General features: G+C 57.2%; 23 protein-coding genes and 1 tRNA gene. 20 read left to right on the plus strand and 4 right to left on the minus strand.

The features are described from left to right. Positions 1-6 precede the first annotated feature (6 nt). From NCR35_RS01345 to NCR35_RS01400, 12 genes are all read left to right on the plus strand, one after another. Positions 7-357: a c-type cytochrome gene (locus NCR35_RS01345; RefSeq protein ID WP_250532717.1), complete on the plus strand. Its 351-nt coding sequence runs from the start codon at positions 7-9 to the stop codon at positions 355-357. 66 nt (positions 358-423) lie between these two features. Further along, a tRNA-Ala gene (locus NCR35_RS01350) sits at positions 424-499 on the plus strand. 898 nt (positions 500-1,397) lie between these two features. After that, positions 1,398-2,297, plus strand: a complete 900-nt coding sequence (locus NCR35_RS01355; RefSeq protein WP_250532718.1) for a hypothetical protein — start codon at positions 1,398-1,400, stop codon at positions 2,295-2,297. Beyond that, entirely contained in the window at positions 2,284-2,562 is a 279-nt protein-coding gene (locus NCR35_RS01360; RefSeq protein ID WP_250532719.1) for a TraK family protein, read from the plus strand. The genes NCR35_RS01355 and NCR35_RS01360 overlap by 14 nt, the downstream gene beginning before the upstream one ends. 285 nt (positions 2,563-2,847) lie before the next feature. Beyond that, positions 2,848-3,219, plus strand: coding sequence for a conjugal transfer transcriptional regulator TraJ (gene traJ / locus NCR35_RS01365; protein WP_250532720.1), 372 nt, complete (start codon positions 2,848-2,850; stop codon positions 3,217-3,219). Between the two features lie 416 nt (positions 3,220-3,635). Continuing rightward, on the plus strand, positions 3,636-3,884 hold the full coding sequence (locus NCR35_RS01370) for a hypothetical protein (RefSeq protein ID WP_250532721.1): 249 nt from the start codon (positions 3,636-3,638) through the stop codon (positions 3,882-3,884). Positions 3,885-5,211: 1,327 nt separating this feature from the next. Continuing rightward, positions 5,212-5,520 carry a hypothetical protein gene (locus NCR35_RS01375; RefSeq protein ID WP_250532722.1) on the plus strand — a complete coding sequence of 103 codons (309 nt, stop codon included), beginning with the start codon at positions 5,212-5,214 and terminating at the stop codon, positions 5,518-5,520. A 251-nt stretch (positions 5,521-5,771) separates the two neighbouring features. Further along, on the plus strand, positions 5,772-6,200 hold the full coding sequence (locus tag NCR35_RS01380) for a hypothetical protein (protein WP_250532724.1): 429 nt from the start codon (positions 5,772-5,774) through the stop codon (positions 6,198-6,200). 242 nt (positions 6,201-6,442) lie between these two features. Then, positions 6,443-6,913: a hypothetical protein gene (locus NCR35_RS01385; protein WP_250532725.1), complete on the plus strand. Its 471-nt coding sequence runs from the start codon at positions 6,443-6,445 to the stop codon at positions 6,911-6,913. Between the two features lie 89 nt (positions 6,914-7,002). Continuing rightward, entirely contained in the window at positions 7,003-7,239 is a 237-nt protein-coding gene (locus NCR35_RS01390) for a hypothetical protein (protein ID WP_250532726.1), read from the plus strand. Continuing rightward, a complete protein-coding gene (locus tag NCR35_RS01395) occupies positions 7,236-8,192 on the plus strand; it encodes a tyrosine-type recombinase/integrase (protein ID WP_250532727.1) in 957 nt (318 codons plus the stop codon). The genes NCR35_RS01390 and NCR35_RS01395 overlap by 4 nt, the downstream gene beginning before the upstream one ends. Positions 8,193-9,497: 1,305 nt before the next feature. Next, entirely contained in the window at positions 9,498-10,613 is a 1,116-nt protein-coding gene (locus tag NCR35_RS01400) for a hypothetical protein (protein WP_250532728.1), read from the plus strand. Between the two features lie 41 nt (positions 10,614-10,654). Here NCR35_RS01400 and NCR35_RS01405 read toward each other — a convergent pair whose 3' ends face one another. After that, a complete protein-coding gene (locus NCR35_RS01405; RefSeq protein WP_250532729.1) occupies positions 10,655-11,392 on the minus strand; it encodes a hypothetical protein in 738 nt (245 codons plus the stop codon). Positions 11,393-11,720: 328 nt separating this feature from the next. Between NCR35_RS01405 and NCR35_RS01410 the strand changes: the two genes are divergently transcribed. The 5 genes from NCR35_RS01410 to NCR35_RS01430 all read left to right on the plus strand — a co-directional run bounded on the left by NCR35_RS01410 (position 11,721) and on the right by NCR35_RS01430 (position 19,524). Beyond that, the gene (locus NCR35_RS01410; protein ID WP_250532730.1) at positions 11,721-12,293 is read left to right on the plus strand and encodes a recombinase family protein; all 573 of its coding nucleotides are present in this window, start codon (positions 11,721-11,723) and stop codon (positions 12,291-12,293) included. A gap of 169 nt (positions 12,294-12,462) precedes the next feature. Next, a complete protein-coding gene (locus NCR35_RS01415) occupies positions 12,463-14,004 on the plus strand; it encodes a type I restriction-modification system subunit M (protein ID WP_250532731.1) in 1,542 nt (513 codons plus the stop codon). Further along, positions 14,001-15,182, plus strand: a complete 1,182-nt coding sequence (locus tag NCR35_RS01420) for a restriction endonuclease subunit S (RefSeq protein WP_250532732.1) — start codon at positions 14,001-14,003, stop codon at positions 15,180-15,182. The genes NCR35_RS01415 and NCR35_RS01420 overlap by 4 nt, the downstream gene beginning before the upstream one ends. A 2-nt stretch (positions 15,183-15,184) precedes the next feature. Continuing rightward, a complete protein-coding gene (locus NCR35_RS01425) occupies positions 15,185-16,123 on the plus strand; it encodes a hypothetical protein (RefSeq protein WP_250532734.1) in 939 nt (312 codons plus the stop codon). Then, complete coding sequence (locus NCR35_RS01430) at positions 16,120-19,524, plus strand: DEAD/DEAH box helicase family protein (protein ID WP_250532735.1); 3,405 nt, start codon at positions 16,120-16,122, stop codon at positions 19,522-19,524. The genes NCR35_RS01425 and NCR35_RS01430 overlap by 4 nt, the downstream gene beginning before the upstream one ends. An 82-nt stretch (positions 19,525-19,606) precedes the next feature. Here NCR35_RS01430 and NCR35_RS01435 read toward each other — a convergent pair whose 3' ends face one another. Next, entirely contained in the window at positions 19,607-20,734 is a 1,128-nt protein-coding gene (locus tag NCR35_RS01435) for a site-specific integrase (RefSeq protein WP_250532737.1), read from the minus strand. 250 nt (positions 20,735-20,984) lie between these two features. Here NCR35_RS01435 and NCR35_RS01440 point away from each other — a divergent pair, with 250 nt between their 5' ends. Further along, complete coding sequence (locus tag NCR35_RS01440; protein WP_250532738.1) at positions 20,985-21,392, plus strand: VOC family protein; 408 nt, start codon at positions 20,985-20,987, stop codon at positions 21,390-21,392. 3 nt (positions 21,393-21,395) lie between these two features. On the opposite strand, the gene NCR35_RS01445 is transcribed toward NCR35_RS01440, so the two are convergent. Together NCR35_RS01445 and sap1 are read right to left on the minus strand one after the other, a co-directional pair. Continuing rightward, the gene (locus tag NCR35_RS01445) at positions 21,396-21,947 is read right to left on the minus strand and encodes a YaeQ family protein (protein WP_250532740.1); all 552 of its coding nucleotides are present in this window, start codon (positions 21,945-21,947) and stop codon (positions 21,396-21,398) included. A gap of 197 nt (positions 21,948-22,144) precedes the next feature. Beyond that, on the minus strand, positions 22,145-22,489 hold the full coding sequence (sap1, locus tag NCR35_RS01450) for a surface attachment protein Sap1 (protein ID WP_250532741.1): 345 nt from the start codon (positions 22,487-22,489) through the stop codon (positions 22,145-22,147). Between the two features lie 395 nt (positions 22,490-22,884). Here sap1 and NCR35_RS01455 point away from each other — a divergent pair, with 395 nt between their 5' ends. Then, positions 22,885-23,511 (plus strand): LysE family translocator, encoded by a 627-nt coding sequence (locus tag NCR35_RS01455; protein ID WP_250532742.1) that lies wholly within the window; start codon positions 22,885-22,887, stop codon positions 23,509-23,511. Next, on the plus strand, positions 23,508-23,978 hold the full coding sequence (locus tag NCR35_RS01460) for an SgcJ/EcaC family oxidoreductase (RefSeq protein WP_250532744.1): 471 nt from the start codon (positions 23,508-23,510) through the stop codon (positions 23,976-23,978). Before NCR35_RS01455 ends, NCR35_RS01460 begins: the two co-directional genes overlap by 4 nt.

The following is a 23,978-nucleotide window of genomic DNA, read 5'->3' on the forward strand; positions in this document are numbered from 1 at the left end:
GTGAAGATGGTTGAAGCAAGGTTTGTCGTGGCTGCGTTGTTGGCGACATCAGGTTATGCGGTGGCGGCTGAACAGCCGGTTGCGTCGGTTTCTTCTGCGAACGCGATGGCGATTGCGCGCAGCAATGCGTGCATGGGCTGTCACGCGGTGGATCGCAAGCTCGTGGGTCCGTCGTTCCAGCAGGTCGCGCAGAAGTACAAGGGCGATGCTCAGGCGAGTGCGAAGCTCGCCAAGAAAGTGAAGGACGGCGGCGCCGGCGTCTGGGGCTCGATCCCGATGCCCTCGCACCCCGCGATGAACGATGGCGATATCCAGACCGTCGTCGCGTGGGTGCTCGCGGGGGCGCCGCAGAAGTGACGTGTTGTGGCGCAGCGGAGGGGCTTGCTTGCAGGGCGCTTCGCTGTGGTAGAATCGCACTTCGTTGGGGGGGTAGCTCAGCTGGGAGAGCGTCGCGTTCGCAATGCGAAGGTCGGGAGTTCGATCCTCCTCCTCTCCACCACGATTTTGTTTTAGAAACAACGCACTACGTCTTACGATGTAGTGCGTTGTTTTGCTTTCTAAAGCAGGTTTTCGCAGTGCGAGTGTGGCAAATTTGTGGCTGATCTGCTGCGAGTGTGGCGACTAACTCGGTTTGTCGTGCGTGACATTGCTCAGCATTGCAGTTAGACTGCCTCTCGTCGGACGGATCTTACCTTTCGGGTCGCCCGATTCACCTCCCTCTAGGCCGGGCTCTTGCCATGGTCGACTACCGACAGGTTGCCTTTGGCAACCTGCTCGACGCTTAGGTGGCTCGCATATCTGCGACTGCCTTTCATCCAGACATCGTGATTTTGCAAACAAACGGCCGGGCATCGGTGTCGCCAAGGTCAAATACCGAGTAGAAATCCGGCGCATCTACTTGATGACCCTAGCCGCTTCATTGGGTTGTCACATGAACCTTCCGACTGTTCAAGTCCTGCTTGTCCGCGATTATCGACCGCGTTGGTATCGGTTTTTAATCTCTTCCTATCTCCTGCCAGTCGTCGCCTTTGCTGTCGCTTCCATACCTGCCAGCTTTCTGAGCGGGCTCGTGCTCTCGCTTGAGGAGGCTCGCTGATGAGAAATCTGCTCACAGTCGATCAACTAGCCGCCTGTCTCCATAAGTCGGTGGCCAGCGTACGTAGCGACGCGACGCGCAACCCTAGATCGCTCCCCCCTATATGCCGATTGCCTGGCACGAAGCGCTTACTGTGGCGCGCAGAGGATGTCGAGCAATGGCTGGCAGAACATGTTCATGGGCTCACCATCGTCGCTGCATCGAACTTGAGAGAGCACGGCCAAGCTCGACGCGGTCGGCCGACCAAAGCCGAAGCTATCGCACGGCAGCGGCAGCTCACCAAAACCGCGGAGACGGCTTGATGGGACGACAAAGAACTATCAACGACGCGGCGTTCTGGCGGTCGACGAAGATGGCCGGCAGGACACAGGAGGATCGGGCAATGCTTGCGTACCTTCTTACTTGCCCATTTAGCAACATCATTGGCGCGTACGAATTTGTGCCCAGAATCGCAGCCTCGGAAATGGGCTGGGATTCAGACTCACAGCTCATGCCTGTGCTCAGACGGCTCACTGAGTGTAATTTCGTGAAACTAGACGAAGGTCTAAGTTACGTATGGGTGCGCATTTGGTGGGAGCACAATTCACCGACAATGGCCGTCGGTGGAACTTTGCGTCAGCGAACGTTTGATCAGATCGCAGCCATACCGCCGCAGTGGCGCGATGAATTTATCGATGACTTCGTCGCGAGACTTCCAAGCAACGACAAGAAGGTTGGCGATCTACAAGCTGTCGTCGAAGCAACGCTTCGGCCAGAGCGTGTCGCGGATAGGGTATCGATACCCTATCCATACGCCATCGATACCCGGCTGGGTAACACTAACGATAACTCTATTCCTAACACTACTACTGCCCCGCTGAGGTATCCGGAGCAGTTGACGCAGGATCAGCGGCTCACAGCTGAAAAGGCCGTTTTGCCGTTTGGCCCTGCTTGCGCGCAGCAACTGTTAGATGAACTCTCTCGGCGGCTAGACAGCGGCGATGTTAAATATGGGCCGTTGCCTTACCTCACCGGACTAATTCGCGCGGCTAGAAGCGGTGCGTTCGCTGCTACAGCATGTCCGCCGTCTACCTTTCCATCGCCTCCAGTTAATTCCGTGCTTCCCTCGTCGAAAGCACGAGCGGTGGCCGAACTCGCGCGAATCAATAGTGTGCTCACTGCTGAGCGTTCGAAAAAGGAGAGGATAGATGCAAGAGATTAGTCTTTCGCAAAGAATCGCTGCGCAAGCCCTGGCAGAGCCAGGCAACTCACCGGGTCCTGCGAATCGGGCTACATTTCTCGGAATAAGGAGTGAGGTCGCAGAGGCAATTGAAGCTGGCTGGTCACTTTTGGCGATCCACCGTGCCCTACGCGAGGAAGGGGTAATTACCTTCGGCTATCAAGCTTTTCGTCGTTACGTGAACGCTTTAATTCTAGACAAGAGGTGGAACATTTCAAGACAGACTCAAGATAAACCCAATCAATAACCGATCAAACTTGAAGTGATCAAGATGAAAGCGATCAAAAGCCGAACAGTCCGCTTTCGGCTAACCGTTGTTCGGATTTTGATCGCTTGATTCTTGATCGCTATCCTTGAAACGTACCGCTAAAAAGCAGGGCAAGATAGGTGAAGTAGGCCCACCCGCAAGCGGGCGGACCTTCTTCACTTTCCTTATTCGCGCTCCGCGCTCAACAGAAATCGTGCTGAGGCGAGTGGTCACCTCGTGGTGACAACGGCCCGACCAGAGGGCGCATACCGAGTGAACGCCAGAATGGATAACGAAGTGAAGGCCACCCGAAAAGGTTCTACGCCAATCAAAGTGTGGTGCCTGCCGGAAGAGAAGGCGAGCATTGAAGAGAACGCGCGTAAGGCAGGAATGAGTGTTTCGATGTATCTGCGTAACGTCGGAATGGGCTACCGCATCAAGGGAGTCATCGATGCAGAGCTAGTGTTAAAGCTTGCCAAAATTAATGGAGATCAAGGGCGGCTTGGTGGCTTATTAAAGCTGTGGCTGACAAATAGTGAAAAACTTGGCTCGCAGGATCCTGCGCAAATGCGCAGGGTTATTCATGGCGTGCTCGAACGGATTGTTACGATGCAAATAGCAATGCTCGATCTCGTTAAAAAGCCAGCTGCCCGGTAGCCCATCTTCGGTCGTCATCCGTCATGCCTTTCGAATGAGTGGCTATAAATTCAACCGCTTCCAGTGAAAGCGATTGGCGCCGGCTCGGTCGCCTGAAGTTGCCGTCAATCGCGGACTGCAAATGAGGGCGTATTGGCTCTTCGGCTCTCCGACGGTGTCTTCGAAGGACCGTCAGGATTTAGCCGCTAAATTTTCAGTCCAGTGCTCTTGCCTGTTCGCCGGGAACGGTCCAGTGTTCCGAACGTGCGGTTGCCGTCATCGCCCGAAGCTGGCGCGCTAGGCGGATTTAGCGGCTAAATTTCGCTCCTGAACGAGGACATGTCGAGCTTTGTGACGACGCGGACCGGTGTAAATAACTCGCCGACGAAGAATATGCGGCAGAGTACGAGGGCGAATTACGTGATAAGGGAGAATGAATGAGCGGAGACAGGATAGTTGAGCAGAGCGAGGGCGGATGTACAACGCCGTGGAAGACGTACTACGAGCTGTTTGATGACGAGGTGTTGAACGTCGAAATCCAGGGGGTTGATTTCGAGGTGTTGGTCGTTCGACAGAAGGCTTCAATTCTATTGCGGTTGCCGCGTGAGTTGGCTCGGCAACTCGGGTTCCGCGTGGGGGAGAGGTTCTGGAAGGAAGACCCTGACGGTATCGCAGATAGCGCATAGGTCATCTGTCACAAGCGCTGTTGACAAACGAGGGGCAGGACAGAACGTCTCTTCGGTTTGGGTTAACGTATTCCCGACCATCAAGAACGTCTTGATGCTTTTGAAGAACGTCACAATGTTTTCTTAAAACCGCGGGGGATTGCATGAAGGATGTGACAGATCGTAGGACATTGGAGTTGCCGGCGTTCTCGGACCAGACATTGGTAACGCAGCGGGTAGCGTCGGAGCTGCGCGAGGGGGGCCTCTTGACGGCCTTTGCGTTGGTTCGTGTTCCAGGCGGATGGGTGGTTCGCTTCTTTGGAACGAAAGATCGAGCGGTGGCGTTGCGAGCGGTTAAGGATGGTGCCGCTCGGGTGTTTAAGTCGTTGGATGCTGCGGCGTCGGCGGTCGAGGTTGTTGGATTTGAAGTGTCGGCGCTTGGGACCTCGGTGTGATGGGTTGGTCAGGTCGCAAAGCGGCACGTTCGACGCGGAAGCCGCGCCCGTTCCAGCTGGACATTAGAGCCATTCTGCGTCAGCGGCCGTTTGAAGCGGTCTTAGCAGCCGGTCAACCGGCGTATGTGTCGGCTCCGGAAGGGATGGACGGGATTTTGAAGGTGTATCCGGACGGTCGACGGGAGCTGGTGACATTTGACCTGCAAGGCGAGCATTTGATAGCGGTTTTGCCGAGCTATAAGGGACCGCGGCGCTATTCCAGCAAGCCCCGTCTCAAGACACCGCCAAAGGCGGCGGACGGAGGTTGACGGCCCGAAAGAAATAAGCTTCTCGGTAGAAGCGAGGGGTGAGAACCCCACCCGACTGCCGAGCGGCGAGCTACATTAATAACGAGGGATGATCGATGGTGGAGCGGGAAAAGCGTAAGCGCGTTCCTGGAGCTGGGTTTGTCCAGAAAGCCAATGACGCAGTAGACGACGCCTGTCGTTCATCTCCGCTTCGAATCGGCGTATCGACAAGGAGAAGGACGAGCCCCAGAGGAGTTGAGTCGATAGCAACCAACCCCGCCCCCGTACTGTCAACGTAGAGGCGGCGGCACAATTTTTCGCACGGCCTGAATCAGCAACATCGAGGCGCGGTTGTTTCGGGGCTCTCGATGCTCATGGCAGTCCCGTAAGGGCCTCCAAGCCGTGCCTCGCGGCTTGAGATGTGCAAGAGGCCCTGAATCTGCGTGCGATGGCATCAACGGCAATGGCGGGTAAGGCCGTCAGCTCCCGTTCATTGACAGTACGGGGGCGCGCGGTTGGTTCAATCCCGCAGACTAGAACGGCAAGTTTGTGCGGAGCTGTATTCGAAGCGATGTGACAGTGGACCGTGCGCAAGCGAGGCTTGACATGAACCCGGAACTAGCGGCCGAACTGGCAGAAGATGCGCAACTGAAGACGGCGATACGCGAATTGCGGAAGGTGAGGAAGGACAGCGAACAGCTCAATCGCGCGTGGTCGGAAACGTGGGTGGCTCGTCGAAAATACGAGCGAGACTACGCATTCATGGTCAAGCAACTCCGGGAACGGGAGGACCGTATTATGGACGAGCTCAGGCCCTATCTCACAAAGATCGAGGAGCTTGAGAAACAAGTAAGGAAGCTGAGCCGAAAAATTCGAAAGCGACACAGCAACCAAGGTCGTCCTGAAGCGGTATAGGTCTTTCAGAGTCTTACAGGCCCCCTTGCAGCTCAGCGCTGATATTCGCAGTGCTTTGATACTCAAACCTGGCGAAAGCTTGCGACGACAGTCGCAATCTAGAGGCTCATCCTTCGCTAGCCGAACAGCGCACTGCCCTTAAACTAATATCATGAACGCACCGCTAACGACCTACGGCCGATGCGAAGAAGGTGGCGAACTCGGCAGAATTTAGCGGCTAAACTTCACTCAGCGTTGGAGTTAGACCTACTATGAAAGATGACCAATTCAAAGGTCTGCCAGATGATACGGACGAGTGGATTCGTCTCCTGCAATCCGACGATGGCCGTGCAGCGCGCGAGCATCTTGACGCAGGAAGGGCGATTTACTACCGCGATGCGGATACCCCTATCGGACTATGTACTAAGAAATATCCGGATGGGCACCGGGAACATGTAAGATTTTCTGTGGAGCACGGAGAGCAGTTTGTCTCCAGTCTCTCGCCATGTATTCGGCTCGGTCTTCTGGATGGCAAGCTCGATGTTCACGATGACTTCAACGACCCCCTGCCGCCTGATCTACTCGACGTATTTGCGAGCGTTGCGAAATCTACAAAAGCAGCTAACGATGCTTTGGATGATGCCCTGGCTTTCATTGATGCTTCAAACGTCCGAATCGAAAGGTTAACGAAGGCCGAATGAACTTGAACGGCTGTCTTCGAGCGCCCACACCCGATGCATCGGAGCGGGGCTGAGGCCCTTAGCTCCGTCTTGATAGTGGGTGGGCGCGTCAACGTCATCATCTGTTTCAAGCATGTTGTCTCTACAGGTCTCTGTTTCGAGACGGGGGTATTGTGCGCATGTCGTGCGCACACGCGGAATGCTCGCTGAGAGGCGCACCTATATAAAGAAGAGGCCGGCGCGTGGACGAGCCAGATGACCAGATGACAGACAGCGACGACCGTCATTCCGTGCACTCCGTGCTGCGCGAGCGGATCGTTGAGCATGCGTTTATCGGCGACGCGCTGCGCCTGCTGTGGCGGCGGCGCATCGTCGATGTCGAGGTGCTGCGATCGGAGTTCGACGCGGGCGGCTATGACCTCGTAATGAGCCACGGTGCCGTTGTCCGTCATATCCAGTTCAAGGTGATGGTGGCCGGAGGCAGGCGGATGGGCGTGACGGCGAGCCTGAAGCTGATGGACAAGCCCAGCGGCTGCATCCTGTGGATCGTGGTCAGCGAGGATCTGGAGTTCCAGTCTTTCCTCTGGTTCGGTAACGCGCCCGGCCAGCCACTGCCTGATATCCGGAACCTGAAGACCGCGACCCATACCAAGGCCAATGCGGCGGGCGTGAAGCTGCAGCGGCCCAATCAGCGGACTGTCCCGCGCAGCGCCTTCACGCCACTGCGTTCGTAGGATGCCGTTCTAGAACAGCTTTTCGGAGCGCTGCCGTGACGCACATCCGATCCGCGCGGTACTGCACAGCACCATAAAGAGATAAAACCATGCTCGAATATCAGGACAAGGTTGTTCACGAAGTCGCGGCCTGCACCTGTGACCGGTGCCAGAAACGCATGACGCGGGACGATTACGATTCCGGCTGGCATGAGCACGTGTCACTGTCGTTTCGCGGTGGCTTTGGCTCGATCTTCGGGGACGGTAACGAGGTCAGCGTCGACCTCTGCCAGCAGTGCCTTAAAGATACGCTCGGCGCCTGGCTGCGGATCACCCCCCAGTCATGAACCAGCTTGTCATCCCGGACGGCATTGCTCCGCCGGCGCTGGTCATTGCGGCCGGCGAACGGGCTGGCATCCGTTTCCTGGAATTCTTTGCGTCGGCGATCCGCAATCCGCACACGCGGCGCGCGTACGCACGCGCGGCGGGGGATTTTCTGACTTGGTGCGCCGGCGCTGGCGTGACGTCCATCACGGCGGTGCAGCCGCTGCACGTCGCCGCCTGGATGGAGCTGCAGACGCAAACGCACTCCGCACCGACCGTCAAGCAGCGCCTGGCGGCGATCCGCCATCTGTTCGACTGGCTAGTAGTTGGCCAGATCGTGCCGTACAACCCGGCGGCCTCGGTGCACGGGCCAAGTCATACCGCCAAGCAGGGCAAGACACCTGTGCTCGAGGCAAGCGAGGCGCGGCAAGTGCTCGACAGCATCGATGTCTCGAAGCCGATCGGACTGCGTGACCGGGCGCTGATTGCGCTGATGGTGTTTTCGTTCGCTCGGGTGGGCGCGGCGCTGGCGATGCGGGTCGAGGACGTCTATGTGCAGCAGCGGCGCCTGTGGGTTCGGCTGCGCGAGAAAGGTGGCAAGGCGCACGCAATGGCTTGTCACCATACGCTCGAGGCGTACCTGCATGCGTACCTCGACGGCACGGGTATCAGTGCCGAGCTGAAGGAGCCGCTGTTCCGCACGTTCCGGCGTGGTACGGGGCAGCTAAGCACGACGCCGTTGCCGAAGGCGAATGCCTACGCAATGGTGCGGCGCCGGGCGCTCGCCGCGGGCATCGGCACAGTCATCGGCAACCACACGTTCCGCGCGACCGGCATCACCGCGTACCTGGAGAACGGGGGCACGCTGGAGAATGCCGCGACGATGGCGAACCACGCCTCGACGCGTATCACGCAGCTCTATTACCGGCGTCACGACGAGATCAGCCTGGACGAAGTGGAGCGTATCCATGTATAGCTATGCCAGTGTTCTGCGACGCATCAATCGCTTCATGATGGCTCTCGCGAGATACGCCACTCGCGTCGAGGTCTCGGGCAGCGGCTGAGTGTCCCGTCATGGATGGCAGACTCCAGCAGTACGCACATTACGCAACCTGTCGTGAACTTGTGTTGGCGTTTTGACATGCTTTGGGGATGGATTGAAAACGTTCTTGAGCCGTGGACGAGTCCGTCAACCAACCGAGCCGTGCGTGCAAAGTCAATGATAAATTCTGAACTGGCCGCCGAGTTGACGGACGAGGCACAGCTGAACGTCGCGATACGCAAGTTGCGCAAGCTGCGAAAAGAAAGCGAGCCCCTAAGCCGTGCATGGTGCGATACACGGGTCGCGCGACAGAGGTACGAGCGGGAATACGCGTCTGCGGTCAAGCGACTACAGGAACGAGAGGACCGTATCATGGATGAGCTACGTCCCTATCTCGCCGAGATCGAGCCGCTGGAGAAGCAGTGAGGAAACTGGACCGCAAAATGCGAAAAGACAGTCCAACTGAGGTCGGACTGGAGCTGCATCAGTGTTCCGTTTCAATAAGGGCGCTTGCGGAGATACTGAAGACCGCGTCAGCGTAACGATTGCTGGAGGCCTAGGGCCGACACGGGGCGCTTATCGAGATCGAGGAGCAAGTTTGCCACGTTGTAAGGATTGAAGTGGTGGGTCGCGTTATACTCTCGTGTGATAGAGACCGATGTCTGCGTTCTACTGCGGACGAATCAGCGGTTTGTGTAACCTAATAAAAATGAATACAAATCAAAATGATGGCTTAGCGCACGTTCACGTTGCCCTACCGGCAGCCGCGCCCGTCGCGGATCAAGCTTCCGAATCTGCGCCTCCAAACGAGGGCAAAGTCGTACTACGGTACGCAACGGAGATTAGGGAGGTAGCCGGCTGTCCACCGCATGATGTGCAGGGGCTTGACATCGTTGGATTTCGATTTGCATTCGGCGATATCAAACATGCGCACAATTGGTTGCCGGTTGCGAAGATTCAGCCGGAGCGAACCCACGCTGGGCAACCTATCACCCAGTGTTGCACAGGCTATTCGCTTTCTGTGTTTGAATCACTCGACGCGCTAACAAGGAAGGCGAAAAAGGTGCTCGCGACGTCGCCTAAATTCCTCAAGAACGTCGGTGACCACTTCATCGCACTGAAAATCTCGAGTGCGGACGGGGTGTGTACGTTGCCTAACGCAACCGGACACTTCGACTTTTTCGAATTTCAGAGTTTCTCCGGGGCCGAGGCTGTTGCTGACCATGCGAGGCTTCCGCTGTGAGAAGGATCAACGCTCCTCGCGAGTCAATCTCTGTCATCGACAGTCATAGCTATATCTGCGACCTTCTTTACCTCGAAGGTCCGGTGCTATCGCTTTTTCGCGATGCGCAGCGAAACTGGCTCTATCTGTGGTGCGACACCGACGGCCAGCAGGTCCAGCGGTGGCTGCTGTTTCCTGTAGCACGCCCGCTTTTGGTTGCCTATCTGACGAAGGCGTCGGCACTTCGCACCCTTGTGCTGCAAGCTCCCCAGCGGTTTATTGTCGATACTACCTTCCAGGACGTCTTTACCGATGAAGGTGGCTTTAAGGGACGGTCGCATCATCGGAGCATCAAAGACGTCACGAGCACGCTGGCGGAGATTGAGGAGTACCTGCCCACGGATGAGTCGGTGTTCGACGAGGAGTTGGCCCCAGACATTTCCTTGACAAAAGAACTCAATCCGACATCGTTTGAGGTGCCGATTGACGGCCAGTGGTTCTTTGCCGACCTGGACAGGTTTTCTAAAATCTACTCGCAGTTGTACGCGTTCTTTTACTGCACTAAACCACGATTTGTCACGAATCTGGGCGGCCGAGTAAGCAGATATCTCACATCCCCGTGGACGGGGGGGTATAGCAGAATCAATTTGTTTGAGGCGTTAAAAGGGCTGGTGCCATCTCTTCATGACTTGGAGATCAAGCAGATCCGATATGCGTCGCCTGGGGAAATAAAGATCGAGGCTCTGGAGTCGGTTGGCGAGAGCATTGCCGGCGCCGTTCGATGCTACCTGCAAGCTGAAGAGGCGTTGGTAACGGCCGAAAGGATGCTTAACCAGCTTCTGAACTCGCAGAAACTGAAAAAAGCGGACTTATCGACGAAGCGCGATGATCAACTGCCTCTGTCGCCAGACAATGTCGGATTCTTGCATGGCAAAACGAAGGAAATCGGCATTACATTAGGCATCGAAGCAGAGCTAAGTCTACTGAACGAGTATTCACCAAACATCGTGGTTTCGACGAAGGTCATACTTGCAATGCTTACTCGTATCCGACGTTTGGCCGATTTTGAAAGCGGTGGCTTGCTGGACCTCGATCGTGCGGACAAGAAGGCCGCGCAGTCAGCGAACGTTTAAGGCAAATAGATCAGCGGTCTTACAGCAGGTTCCCCCGGGAATTACTCAGCGCACTTGGGCGCTGGTGAGCGTGGCGGGAGTTCTTCAAAACACCGATAATGCTGCAGCATTGTTACTTTCGCGTCGGCGAAGTTTCGTCGCTCACGATACTGCTGACTGGAACTTGGTTTTCCTTGCCGTTGGCCTGTGGCTGACGGCGCTCCTTTTCTGACCGCTTGTCGGGCACGCCGTGCATCAGATTCACGAACCAGCGTTATTCCATCAACTTCAACGTCCAAAAAGTCTTGGTACATAATTTCCACCTGATGTCGTACCGACATAGGAGTCTGCCCTGTGTTGAGAGTCAGCATTCTGTATAGAATGCCAAGCTTATTGATGCCTTCATAGATCTCACAGCGGATTTTCGTTTGCAAAAATCTTTCCTGGATAATTGGCCTGTCCGAAGTCTCGGCTTCAATTTCCATGAGCGTGAGACTGCGCTGCAATCCATCGAGAAGAACAAAATTCGCGCTGTCCTGCTTCAATGCTCGCGGCAGATCCTGCTCCAATGTTCCGGCGGGTTTTGTGTACGCCAATACAACCGGGGGTATGACGCAGCCTTCCAAAATATCGTTTTTCAGTAGCGAATATACGGTTTTGGAGCTGCGCACACGTTTTCGCTGAAGATTGTTCTTTTTATAAATTTGTTTGGCGAGAGTGAGATAATCTGCGATAGATATCTCAATAAGTACACTTTTCGCAGAAACTTTCTTGTCTTCGAGTATCGATTTAATTTCCATAGCCTATCCGAGTCAGCAAATCATGGTTTTCTCAGCGTATTGTCCAGCAGAAGCGTTCGGCCGACAAACTTGCGGGGTCATCTTGTCATAGTGACCCAGTCCAGGTGTTCTTGACGGGCGGTTCTACGTCGAGCTGAACGCCGTGTCGGCAGTGCATTCTGAGGTGAAGGGCATTCTCATGACTGTTGAGGCTGCGACGGCGTCGATCCTCGGAGTGTTCATAAAACGGTGGTTTTCTAGACACGCTAAAAGTGCCTATCGTGCTCTAGCCGAACCCCCTTTGTCGGGTTAACATTCGCGTCAAGTTTTCAACGTCCTGGTTGTGTCAATGAATCAGCGGATTGGTTATGCTCGGGTTTCTACGGAGGATCAGAATCTCAACCTTCAGCGTGATGCGCTTAGACAGGCTGGCTGCGGCGTCATCTATGAGGAGGCCGCGAGTGGGAAGAGTGCGGAGCGTCTCGAGCTTGAGCATTGCAGGAAGGCACTGCGGAGCGGCGACACGCTAGTGGTATGGCGGCTGGATCGGCTCGGCCGCAGCCTTCCCGACCTAGTGCAGATCGTGGCCGAATTGGAGCGCACTGGCGTCAGCTTCGAAAGCCTGACCGAGAAAATCGAGACGGGCAGCGCGGCCGGCAAACTCGTCTTTCACGTCTTCGCGGCACTCGCCGAGTTCGAGCGTAGTCTGATCCGTGAACGGACCCGTGCCGGACTAGCCGCGGCCCGTGCCAGAGGCCGCTCAGGCGGCCGCAAGCCCAAGCTGGGAGAGAAGCAAGTGCGGGCGATTAAGGCGCTGCTGCGTAACCCCGATATCCTGGTGGCGGACGTTGCGCGTCGGTATGGGGTTTCCCGAACCACGCTTTACAAACATGTCGGCGTTATAGCCCCACGAAGCCAATGATTGTGGCAAAGCTTTCGGCTCGATCCGGAGCCTGGGCGGTCCGCTAGAGACCAATTTATTAATATTTGCCGGCGGTAGGATAGGTCTGCGGCGCAGGTTTTATTCGAATTAATACGATCGTACGTCGCGGGCCTGCGATGCGACGATCGAACAAAGGGAACGACTAAGGGTGCTTACCGGAGAAATTCGCAATCAAGTTGACCAGATTTGGAATGCCTTCTGGTCGGGCGGGGTATCCAATCCGCTGTCCGTGATCGAGCAGATCACGTATCTGCTTTTCATAAAGCGACTCGACGATCTTCAGACGCTGGAAGAGAACAAGGCCGCTAACCTCGGTATAGCTATTGAGCGGCGCATCTTCCCTGAAGGGAACGATGAGCAGGGCCGGCCATACTCCGACCTTCGTTGGTCGCACTTCCGAAACTTCGAAGCTCGCGAAATGATGAGCGTTGTGGGCGAGCGAGTCTTCCCCTTCCTTCGGGAAATGGGCGAGAAGGGGTCTAGCTACGGCCAGCACATGAAAGATGCTCGGCTCGGGTTCAGCAACTCGGCCCTGCTCGCCAAGACCGTGGATATGCTCGACAAGATTCCGATGGAGGATCGCGATACTAAAGGCGACCTCTACGAGTACATGCTTGGTAAAATCGCAAGCGCAGGTACGAACGGACAGTTCAGGACTCCGCGGCACATCATTCGCCTAATGGTGGAGATGACGCGCCCCACGCCGGAGGACGTAATCTGCGACCCCGCCGCTGGCACCTGCGGCTTCCTTGTTTCGGCAGGAGAATATCTCCGCGACAATCATCCGAAATTGTTTCGGGACGAACGCCTGCGCAAGCATTTCCACGGCAATATGTTCCATGGGTTCGATTTCGACCCGACCATGCTACGCATTGGCAACATGAACATGACGCTGCACGGCGTCGATAACCCGGATATCAGCTACCGAGACAGCCTGGCGCAGGAACATGATAGCGACGCTGGACGCTATTCGCTGATCCTTGCAAACCCGCCCTTTGCCGGATCGCTCGACTATGAAGTCACGGCCAAAGACCTCCAACAAATCGTCAAGACCAAAAAGACCGAGCTTCTGTTCCTCGCGCTCTTCCTACGCCTGCTCAAGACCGGTGGGCGCGCTGCTGTGATCGTGCCTGATGGCGTGCTGTTCGGTTCGTCGAAGGCTCACCAGTCCTTGCGCGAAATGCTGGTCGAGAAGCACAAGCTTGAGGGTGTGGTGAAACTGCCCTCCGGCGTATTCCGCCCCTATGCGGGCGTGTCCACCGCCATCCTGTTCTTCACCAAGACCGGCGTGGGTGGAACCGAAAGCGTCTGGTTCTATGATCTTCAAGCCGATGGCTTCTCACTGGATGATAAGCGCACGGCGCTGCTCGACGATGCAAAGCTGGGCGTGCTGCCCGCATCTCCCCTCAGTGGGAACGATCACGCCAAGAACAATCTGCCCGACGCTTTGGCGCGTTGGTTGCGCCGGGCAGAGGGGGAGCTTGAAAACCCGCGCACCGCGCAAAGCTTCTGTGTGCCCAAGGCCGATATTGCCGCTACTGGTACCTACGACCTGTCGCTCAACCGCTACAAGGAAGTTGAGCACGCGGAAGTCACGCACGACAGCCCCGCCGACATCATCAACGAACTGCGCCAGCTTGAAGCTGAAATCAGCGATGGCCTCACCAACCTAGAGGCGATGCTGCGATGAGTACATGGCCGATAGTTGCATTGAAGGACTGCGTTCGTGTTGTCGGCGGAGCCACGCCGAAGAGTGGTACCGCCGAGTTTTGGGACGGCGATGTTCCATGGACGACTCCGAAAGACTTGTCGGACTTGGACGGAAAATTCCTTGGCGACACGCCCCGCAAGATTACTGCTGCTGGACTGAAAAGCTGCGCCGCTGAACTGTTACCAGCGAATTCGGTGTTGTTCAGCTCTCGCGCACCGATTGGACACGTCGCAATAAATTCTGTACCGATGGCAACAAACCAAGGGTTCAAGAGCATGGTTCCTGGCCCAAACGTCGACGCGTCCTATCTTTATTGGTGGCTAAAATGCCATCGCTCTCAGCTTGAGTTACTTGGCAATGGAGCGACGTTCAAGGAGGTCTCGAAGGCAATCGTTGAACGGGTTGAAATCCCGCTTCCCCCACTTGGCGAACAGAAGCGGATTGCAGCGATCTTGGATCAGGCGGATGAGCTGCGCCGCAAGCGCCGGCGCGCCCTCGACCGCCTCAACCAACTCGCCCAAGCCATATTTCATGAGATGTTTGGTGATTTGACCTGCAATCCAAAAGGTTGGAAAGAAGCCGAGCTCGAAAGCGTTGTCCGGAAAGGCGACAAAATCAACTACGGAGTCGTTCAACCCGGCGATGATGTAGAGGGAGGGATTCCCCTGATACGCGTTGGTGACCTGCTCAAGCCATCTATAGACCCAGCCGAAATCAAGAAAATTTCATCGGAAATCGAAGCGAATTACAGTCGCTCTCGACTGGCTGGCGATGAAATTTTGATTGGCTGCGTTGGTTCTATCGGCACGGTTGCGTTGGCCCATTCCGGGCTCAAGGGAGCGAATATCGCCCGAGCCGTTGCTCGCGTGCCAGTGGACTCTCAAATTGCAGAACGTGAATTTATAGCAGAGATGATCCGCTCGCCACTAGTTCAACGTTACTTCGCCGCTGAGACGAGAACCGTAGCGCAGCCAACTTTGAACATTGGTTTGATCGTGAGTGCGCCCATCTTCATTCCACCTCTTGAATTGCAGAAAGAGTTTGTGGCGAAAATTTCAGCGCTACGCCCAATAGTTTCAGAAAATGACGCAAGCTTAGATCATATGGGCAATCTTTTCTTATCGATTCAGAATCGGGCTTTCCGGGCAGAGCTCTAACAATGCGCGGCGACCTCAAGACAGCTTGGCCGTATGTGTGGAGTGACATTTGGGTGCGCTTGGCCGAAAGCAAAAGTGCCCCAGTGGAGCTATTTTCCGAGCTTTATCAGGCTTTGATGCCAAAGCCTCGTCCACCCGCTGCGCCGGGCGAACCCGTTGAGTTTGACGATAATGGAAACGCGACCGACCCTGCATACCTCGTTGCACAGGCGGACTACGAAACGGCATTAGAAGATTATCGCCAACAAAAGATTGCTTACGGAAAGGCTTTGACTGCGGGCCGGGAGGAGGCAAGGGTCTGGCTCCGAGAGCGGCTCCAAGCGACGCTGAACACCGAATCCGACGCCGTGATTGCACTGGAAAAAGCCTTTCAGTGCATCGATGATATTGGCGGAGACGATCTCTCTAACCGATACGTCAATCTTGTTGAGGGGTTTCTGCGCAAGTACAGCATTCGCTACGATCTACGCAGGCCGTTTTCCCTTCACCCTAATCTGCCCGGCATCTTCGCGTCGGTTTGGGGGGAGGTGCGCGATCTGTGTTTGCAGGATGCGCGGCTCGAAAGCTCCATTCAAGAATTTGACGATGCGTTCCGCGATCTTAAGTTTGGTCCGAACGCCGGGCGGCTCAAGAGCTGCTTCATCAAGCAGTTCAATATGCTCGAGGCCATTACGTCTCGAAATCCTCATGTGACCAAAGGCGTTCTTTCGGAGATGATTGGCGAGGTGCGATCATGGCCTCATGCAACAGTGAAGCAGGCGGCCGAGAAGATTTACGCATTTCGTGGTGCTTACCCGAACATGGGGCATGGCACCGGCGGCGGCGCACATCGCGAAATTGAACTGCGCGACCTTGTTTCTGTTTCTCTGATGTTGGTTGGGCTGCTTCCCTACCTATCGCACGAGATTGATCCGGAAATCGTGTTTGAGGGCCGTGCATGACCCAGTTCGCCTTCCTGAAAGCTGAATTTTCAGCAGTTTATGACCTAGCTCAAAAGGCGGAAATGGCGGCGCTGTCCGACCCTCGTGGCGCGTGTTTCTATGCGCGCCTGGCACTCGAGGGCGCGGTCAAGTGGATGTACGCCAACGATCGCAGCCTGCGATCGCCTTACGACACGACGCTGTCGGCGCTCATCCATGAAGGTACATTCCGCGCGGTGGCGGGTAATGCGCTTGTCACCAAGGCACGTATTATCAAGGATTTCGGCAATAAGGCGGTTCACGAGACCCGTCCTGTTGCCGCGCAGAACGCTATCACTTGTGTTCGTGAGCTATTCCATTTCAGCTACTGGCTGGTACGCACCTACGCGCGAGGACCCAAGCCGGACGCAGCGCTGACCTTCAATGCCGATGCTCTACCGCGCGCCGTACAGGTCGAAGCTTCTACGCTCGCAAAATTGGAGGCGGTGGCGAAGGAGCGCGAAACGGCTGCACGGCTTCTGGCAGAGGAGCAGGCAGCCCGGGTCAAGAGCGAGGAAGATAAGGTCAGCCTCGACGCTGAGGTCAAACGGCTTCAGGCGGAGGTTGCGGCGGTCAAGGCTGCGAACAAACAGACGGCTGACACCCACGACTATAACGAGGCTGAGACTCGCGACGCCTTCATCGATCTGCTACTTTCCGAAGCTGGCTGGGCACTCGATCAGTCGCGCGATCGAGAATACCCGGTCAAAGGCATGCCTAATCAAGCCGAAGAGGGGTTTGTCGACTATGTGCTTTGGGGCGATGACGGCAAGCCGCTCGCCGTCGTCGAGGCCAAGCGAACCAAGCGCGACCCACGCGTTGGACAGCAACAGGCGAAGCTTTACGCCGATTGCCTTGAGGCCGAGTTCGGCGCCCGGCCGCTGATCTTCTACACCAACGGCTATGAGCATTGGCTGTGGGACGACACGCTTTATCCGCCCCGTCAGGTCGACGGCTTCCTAAAGAAGGACGAATTGGAGCTATGGCGACAGCGCAAGGATGCGCGCCGCGGGCTCACCGCGACGACCATCGATAGTGCCATCGTCGAGCGCTTCTATCAGACCCGCGCCATTCGCCGCGTTGGCGAGGTGTTTGAGAAAGATCGCCACCGCAAGGCGCTTCTCGTCATGGCGACGGGTTCTGGTAAAACCCGGACGGTCATTGCGCTCGTCGATCAGCTCATGCGGGCCAACTGGGTGAAGCGAGTGCTGTTCCTAGCCGATCGCGTAGCGCTTGTAAAGCAAGCGCATAACAACTTCAAAAAACACCTGCCGTCTGCCCCGAGCGCAAACCTGATCGAGCGCCACGATCCGAAGAAGAACGATCATAGCGGCGCGCGGGTATATGTCGCGACGTATCCAACGATGATGGGCCTGATCGACGAGATCCAGAGCGGGCAGCGAAAGTACGGTTCCGGGCATTTCGATCTGATCGTCATCGACGAAGCGCACAGATCGGTCTACCGCAAATATCGGGCTATCTTTGACTACTTCGACAGCTTTTTGGTCGGGCTTACCGCTACGCCGCGCGATGAAATCGATCGCGACACCTATTCGCTGTTTATGTTGGAGCGCGGCGTACCAACCGACGCCTACGATCTCGACGACGCGGTTGGCGACGGGTTCCTCGTGCCGCCGACGGCGGTCTCGGTCCCGCTGAAGTTCATTCGTCAGGGCATCAAATACGACGAGCTGTCGGACGCGGACAAAGAGAAGTGGGATTTGTTGGAATGGGAGGACAAGCTCCCGGGCAGCGATATCGATCCCGGCGCGCTCAACAAGTGGTTATTCAACAAGGATACCGTCGACAAGGTGCTGGAGCACCTGATGACGCACGGGCTCAAAGTCGCTGAAGGCGACAGGCTCGGCAAGACGATCATCTTCGCTAAGAATCACGACCACGCCCAGTTCATCGCCGAGCGCTTCGACGCCAACTTCCCGTACTTGGCCGGGCAGTTCGCGCGCGTAATCGATTTCAAGACCGAGTATGCACAATCCCTAATCGACGACTTCTCAATCCCCGACAAAGCGCCGCACATCGCCATCTCCGTCGACATGCTGGACACGGGCATCGACGTGCCCGAGGTTCTGAACCTCGTCTTCTTCAAGATCGTCCGCTCTAAGACCAAATTCTGGCAGATGATCGGCCGGGGGACGCGTCTTTGCCCCGACCTCTTCGGACTGGGCAAGCACAAAGAGACCTTCCTGATATTCGATTTTTGCCAGAATTTTGAGTTCTTTAGCCTGAATCCAAAGATCACCGATGGCGCTGTTGGCCGTTCCTTGGGCGAGCGCCTGTTCGCCGCCCGCGTTGAGCTTGCCTCTGAAATCCAGGGCCTGCCAGAGATTGACCGGCCAGACGAACTCACACGCCTTGACGCTGACGTTCGGACGCGCCTCTACGAGGAGGTCAGCGCCATGACGCTCGATAACTTCCTCGTGCGCGCCAAGCGTCGGGCGGTCGAGCGCTTCCAGCAACGAGAGGCATGGGAGCTTTTCAGCTCGGAAGACCGGGATATCCTAACCCGCGAGGTTGCCGGTCTGCCGACAGGCTTCGAGGACAACGATACCGCCGCCAAACAATTCGACTTTATCGTCATCACTGGGCAGCTCGCCCTGCTGCGCGGCGAAGCCACGTTCGCGAGTTGCAAGGAGAAGGTCATGGCTCTGACGAGCAGGCTGGAGCTGGTCGCCAACGTGCCAATGGTCGCGGCGCAGATGGCGCTGATCATGGAGCTTCAAACCGACGAATACTGGCAGGATATCGATGCTTGGACTCTGGAGCAGATGCGCCGGCAACTTCGCTCGCTGATCAAACTAATCGAGGCAGACGAGCGTCAGGTTGTTTATACCGACTTCGAGGATGAGATCGGCGAAGGTGCTGCGATCGTACTACCTGACGTGAGTGTTGGTACGGACAAAGCACGGTTCCAAATGAAGGTCCGGCATTTCCTGAAGACCCATGCGGACCACATCACCGTCCAGAAGCTCCGACGGAACGAACAGCTCACGCGACAAGACCTGTCCGAACTTGAACGCATCCTCTTGGAGGAAGGCGTAGGGACGAACGACGAACTGGTCAATCTCGGCGCGGACGGCGGCCTTGGCCTGTTCATTCGCTCCCTCGTCGGTCTTGAGCGGGATGCCGCCAAGGTTGCTTTCGCTGACTTTTTGACGAGCAGAAACCTCAACGCCAACCAGATTGAGTTCATCAATCTAATCGTCGACCATCTGACCGATCGGGGCGCGATGGACCCGCGCCGGCTGTACGAGAGCCCCTTCACCGATTTCGATGATCAGGGAGTGAGCGGTTTGTTCCCGCAAGCCGATGTTCTACGAATCGTTGCTGTGCTCAACGACATAAAAGAGCGAGCAGCGGCTTAGGTTGAAGTAGTAGCTAGGCCGCCCCGACGAGAGGTCGTCTAGGACATCTCCGGGCACGACGCTCGGGGGACTGCCGCTGGAGTTAGGGCAATCTTTTTGCTAGATCCTCAGCTCTTGGGTGGTAGTAACGCATCAACATACGCGGGTCTCTGTGGCCCGTTATCTTTGTCAGCTCGTGCATTGGGAAAATGGATGCCAAGCGCGAGATCGCCTCGTGTCGCAGGTCGTGAAAGCGAAGGTCCGTCAGGAATTTGCCATCCGGTCTCTGTTTGATAGCATTGGACTCATCGACGTAAAGCTTGCGGGCGCGCCCTACTGCGCGCTCGAAAGCTCTCGTTACCCCGTCGCTGCGAATCTCGAATACGCGGCCGGCGTTATCTTCGTCACCTTCGCTTGTGTCATCCTTGGCGTGATTCCGCGCGTCTTTTAGCGCCTGAAGCACAGCAACGGCACGCGACGATAGGGGTACGTCGCGGGCGTCTCCGTTTTTCGTCGACGGCAGGTGCACGACGCGGCGATTTAGGTCCACGTTCACCCACAATAGGGACACGATCTCACCCCGGCGCATCGCGGTTTCGACGGCCAGCCAGATAATGGACGGCAGCAGCGCAGAGCTGCTAGCCTTGGCTACTCGTTCGAGCTCGCCGTCTTCCGCGCCACGCGGCTCGGATTCTTGCCCGCTTACCGTGCATACAGGCGCGGCATTTACAGCAATGCGCCGCGTACGAGCGTTGTTAGGCGGCGGCTTGCGGATTAGTTCGATCGGATTTGAAAGACTGTCCATGCCCCATTCTTTACGGGCGATGTTGAATACATGGGACAGTACCGCCAAGCGACGTAGGACTGTCGCGGGCTTGTACTCCTTCAGCCATTCATCCCGAAGCTTCGCTACGTCTGCGCTGCGAATCGTTGCTAGTGGCCGCTTCGCGAGGTCGACTGCTTTATAGGTCTTCAGAACGGACAATTCCTGTGCGGCCCCCTTCTTTGACAGCGAGATTTCTTCTTCGTAGCGTTTCAGCGCCTCAAAGAGCGTCGTTGCCTCCGCCTCACTGCGGCTGACCCACACGCCGCGCGACATTTCCGATTCGATCATGCTGGCCCACGCTTCCGCCTCAGCCTTTGTATTAAAAGTCTTGCTCTGTGCTGGGTAGCCGCGTCGGCGGACCTGGGCCTCCCATTGGTAGTGGCCACGCTTTCGTATGGTTGGCATTTGTCAGTGTTCGCTCGAATGGAGTGTGGCAAGATTGTGGCAAATAAGCGAGGGCAAAGCTAGGTCGCTTGATTTATATGGCAAGATTTTTACATTCGCAATGCGAAGGTCGGGAGTTCGATCCTCCTCCTCTCCACCACGAATTCCAAAGGGCTCGGTACACACCGAGCCCTTTGTCTTTTCTGCGTCCCCCCCAAACCACATCCCGCATACACTGCTCCTCAATAACCCCGCGAGCGAGCAGCGCACCATGCCCATCCACATCCGCGAAATCGATCACGTCGTAATCCGCTGCATCGACCTCGACGCGATGATCCACTTCTACCGCACCGCGCTCGGCTGCGCGGTGGAAAAAGAGCAGCGCGATATCGGTCTCGTGCAGATGCGCGCCGGCCGCTCGCTGATCGATCTGCTTGCCGTCGGCGCATCCATCGACCGCCCCGAAAGCGGTCAGCCGGGCGCGGGCCGCAACATGGATCACCTGTGCCTGCGCGTCGAACCCTTCGATGCCGCCGCGCTGCGCGTTCATCTCGAGACGCACGGCGCGCGCATCGGCGAAGAGGCACGGCGGTACGGCGCCGAGGGCTTCGGCCCGTCGCTCTATCTGTTCGATCCCGAAGGCAACATGATCGAGCTCAAAGGGCCGCCGGAAGCCTGACGCTCACGCGACCGGCGCCTTCAGCACATTCCAGCGAATCGCCACCGGATCGACCGTCGCGCTGCCAAGCGACGCCTCGCCATCCTGCACCGTCAGTTGCAGGCGCATCGTCCGTTCGGCCAGTTTGCCGAGCGCTTCCGCCACGCCGTCCGCGAGCGACCACACCGTCACGTTCTGCAGGCGCTCGACCTTCGCGCGCACGCCCTGCCACCAGATGTCCGCCGTCTTTCCCGCATACGCGATCACGACCACCCGATCCGCGCGACCGCTCGCCTTCGCAATGCGTCGTTCGTCCGGCTGACCCGCCTCGATCCACAGCTCGATCTGTCCGGTGAGGTCCTTTTGCCAGAGATCGGGTTCGTCGGTATCCGAGAGGCCCTTGCAGAATTCGAGTCGCTCGTCGGCGAACAGACCGAACGCCGCGACGCGAATCATCATGCGTTCGTCCGTCTCGGACGGATGCCGCGCGATGGTCAAGGAGTGGTCGCCATAGTAATGACGGTCCATGTCGGCGATCTGGAGATCGGCCTTGTAGATGGTGGATTTTAGAGCCATGCAGCGATGACACCGGCGCTCGCGGCCGGCGATTCATTGGATGTTAGAAAGCGGCACGGCGCAGCGGCAAAAGCCGCACATCGGACGCGCTGAGCCCGACATTGTGCGGCGAATCGATGTGGAATTGGAAGTGCGGATTGCGCGGCCACCCGAGCGGGCGACCGCGCCGTTCGTACAGCGCGCTCGAATACGATCGCTTATTGATCGATAAAGCGATCGGCGGTCCACATGCCTTGCGTGTCGCTATTGGCGGCATTCACGAATTCGATGTCGTGGCCGACCACGCGCAGCACGCGAAAATGCGAATTCACCGGCGTCGATATGCACTCGTAGCCTTCGAAGAACTGCTGCATTTGCTGATGTTCGCCGGCTCTCGCGTGCTGGTCCGCTGAATCGAATTTATCTTTCGACAAGCAGCCGTACGAGTTGGGCCTGAATTTGAACGTCTGCTGCGGCTGGATCGCGTTGTCCTGCGCGTATGCCGCGGAAACCGCGACAACCAAGCCCACCACGGCGAAGACAGCACTGGCGCGTTTCTTCATGAATAGAGCCTCCGGACTCAAGCCGCGACATTAGCAACGTATATAAAACCCGTTCCGTGAACTCATGCTAAATGAGCGGTGTCGCGTTGCAAGCATATGTTGTGTGCGATCGCAACAAGACGCAATGTCGCAGTTTTTATCCCGGAGATTACCTGCGCTCCCTTTTACGACGAACGGCCGATTAATTGGCGAAAGCGAAAATAAATCCTTCGAAGGAGAGGGTCGGTGCGACGATTTGTCTCGTTGCGCTTTTGGTGCGTCGCAGAAGCGATTCCTGTCGCGCCGCGACACGCGCCTAGCAGTCGATGGCCGGTAGCGGAAGCTAGCCGAAGGGCCTATTGTCACGCACGCCGGTTCGTGGATAAATCGACGGCATTACTCTAGGAGAACTCGGAATGACGCTCGCTCAATGGCTGCCGTTTGCAATCGCTTCGGCGATTCTCGTGGCGATTCCCGGGCCGACAGTGCTGCTCGTCGTCTCGTACGCGCTCGGCCACGGCCGCAAATTTGCCCTCGCCACGACGCTCGGCGTCGCGCTCGGCGACCTCACGGCCATGACTGCTTCGATGCTCGGTCTCGGCGTGGTGCTCGCGGCATCGGCAGAGCTTTTTATGGCTGTGAAGTGGATCGGCGCTGCTTACTTGTTCTATCTCGGCGTGAAGCTGTGGCGCGCGCCGGTCGTCGATACGGATGCCGTCAAGCCGGCCGGCGAACTGCGCACGAGCCGCATACTGGCGCACGCGTACGCGGTCACCACGCTCAATCCGAAAAGCATCATTTTCTTCGTCGCCTTCGTGCCGCAGTTCGTGGATCCGCACGCGGCGTCCGTCTCGCAGATCGCCATTCTGGAAGCCACGTTCGTCGGCATTGCGGCGGCGAACGCGTTCGCCTATGCGCTGCTCGCATCGGGAGCGCGCCGCGCGATCCGCAAGACTTCGGTGCAGCGCGCCGTGAACCGCACCGGCGGCGCGTTGCTGATGGGCGCGGGCGTGTTCGCTGCGGCCTGGAAGAGGGCAGCATGAACGGCATCGACGACTGGACCGCCAGCGCGCGGCGCGTGTATTTTGCGCTGCTCAACGACTGGAACCGGCAGGACGCCGCCGCTATGGCCGGGCGCTTTGCGGAGCGAGGCAGCCTCGTCGGCTTCGACGGCAGCGCCATCGACGGTCGGGCCTGCATTGAGGCGCAATTGACACCGATTTTCACGGCGCATCCCACGCCGCTTTTTGTCGCGAAGGTGCGCGAGGTCAGGCGCATGGCGGCCGGGCAGACGCTGTTGCTGCGCGCGGTGGCGGGCATGTGGCCGCGGGGACAAGACGCGCTCGATCCGCGCTTCAATGCCGTGCAGACGCTCGTGCTTTCCCTTTGCGACGGAGCGTACGCGATCGAGATGTTTCAAAACACGCCGGCGGCATTTCACGGACGGCCCGAGGAAGCCGAAAAGCTCACGGCCGAATTGCGTGATTTGGGGCCGCCGCGCGCGGCCTGA

It is taken from the genome of Caballeronia sp. AZ10_KS36, from assembly GCF_023631105.1.
GTDB lineage: Bacteria > Pseudomonadota > Gammaproteobacteria > Burkholderiales > Burkholderiaceae > Caballeronia.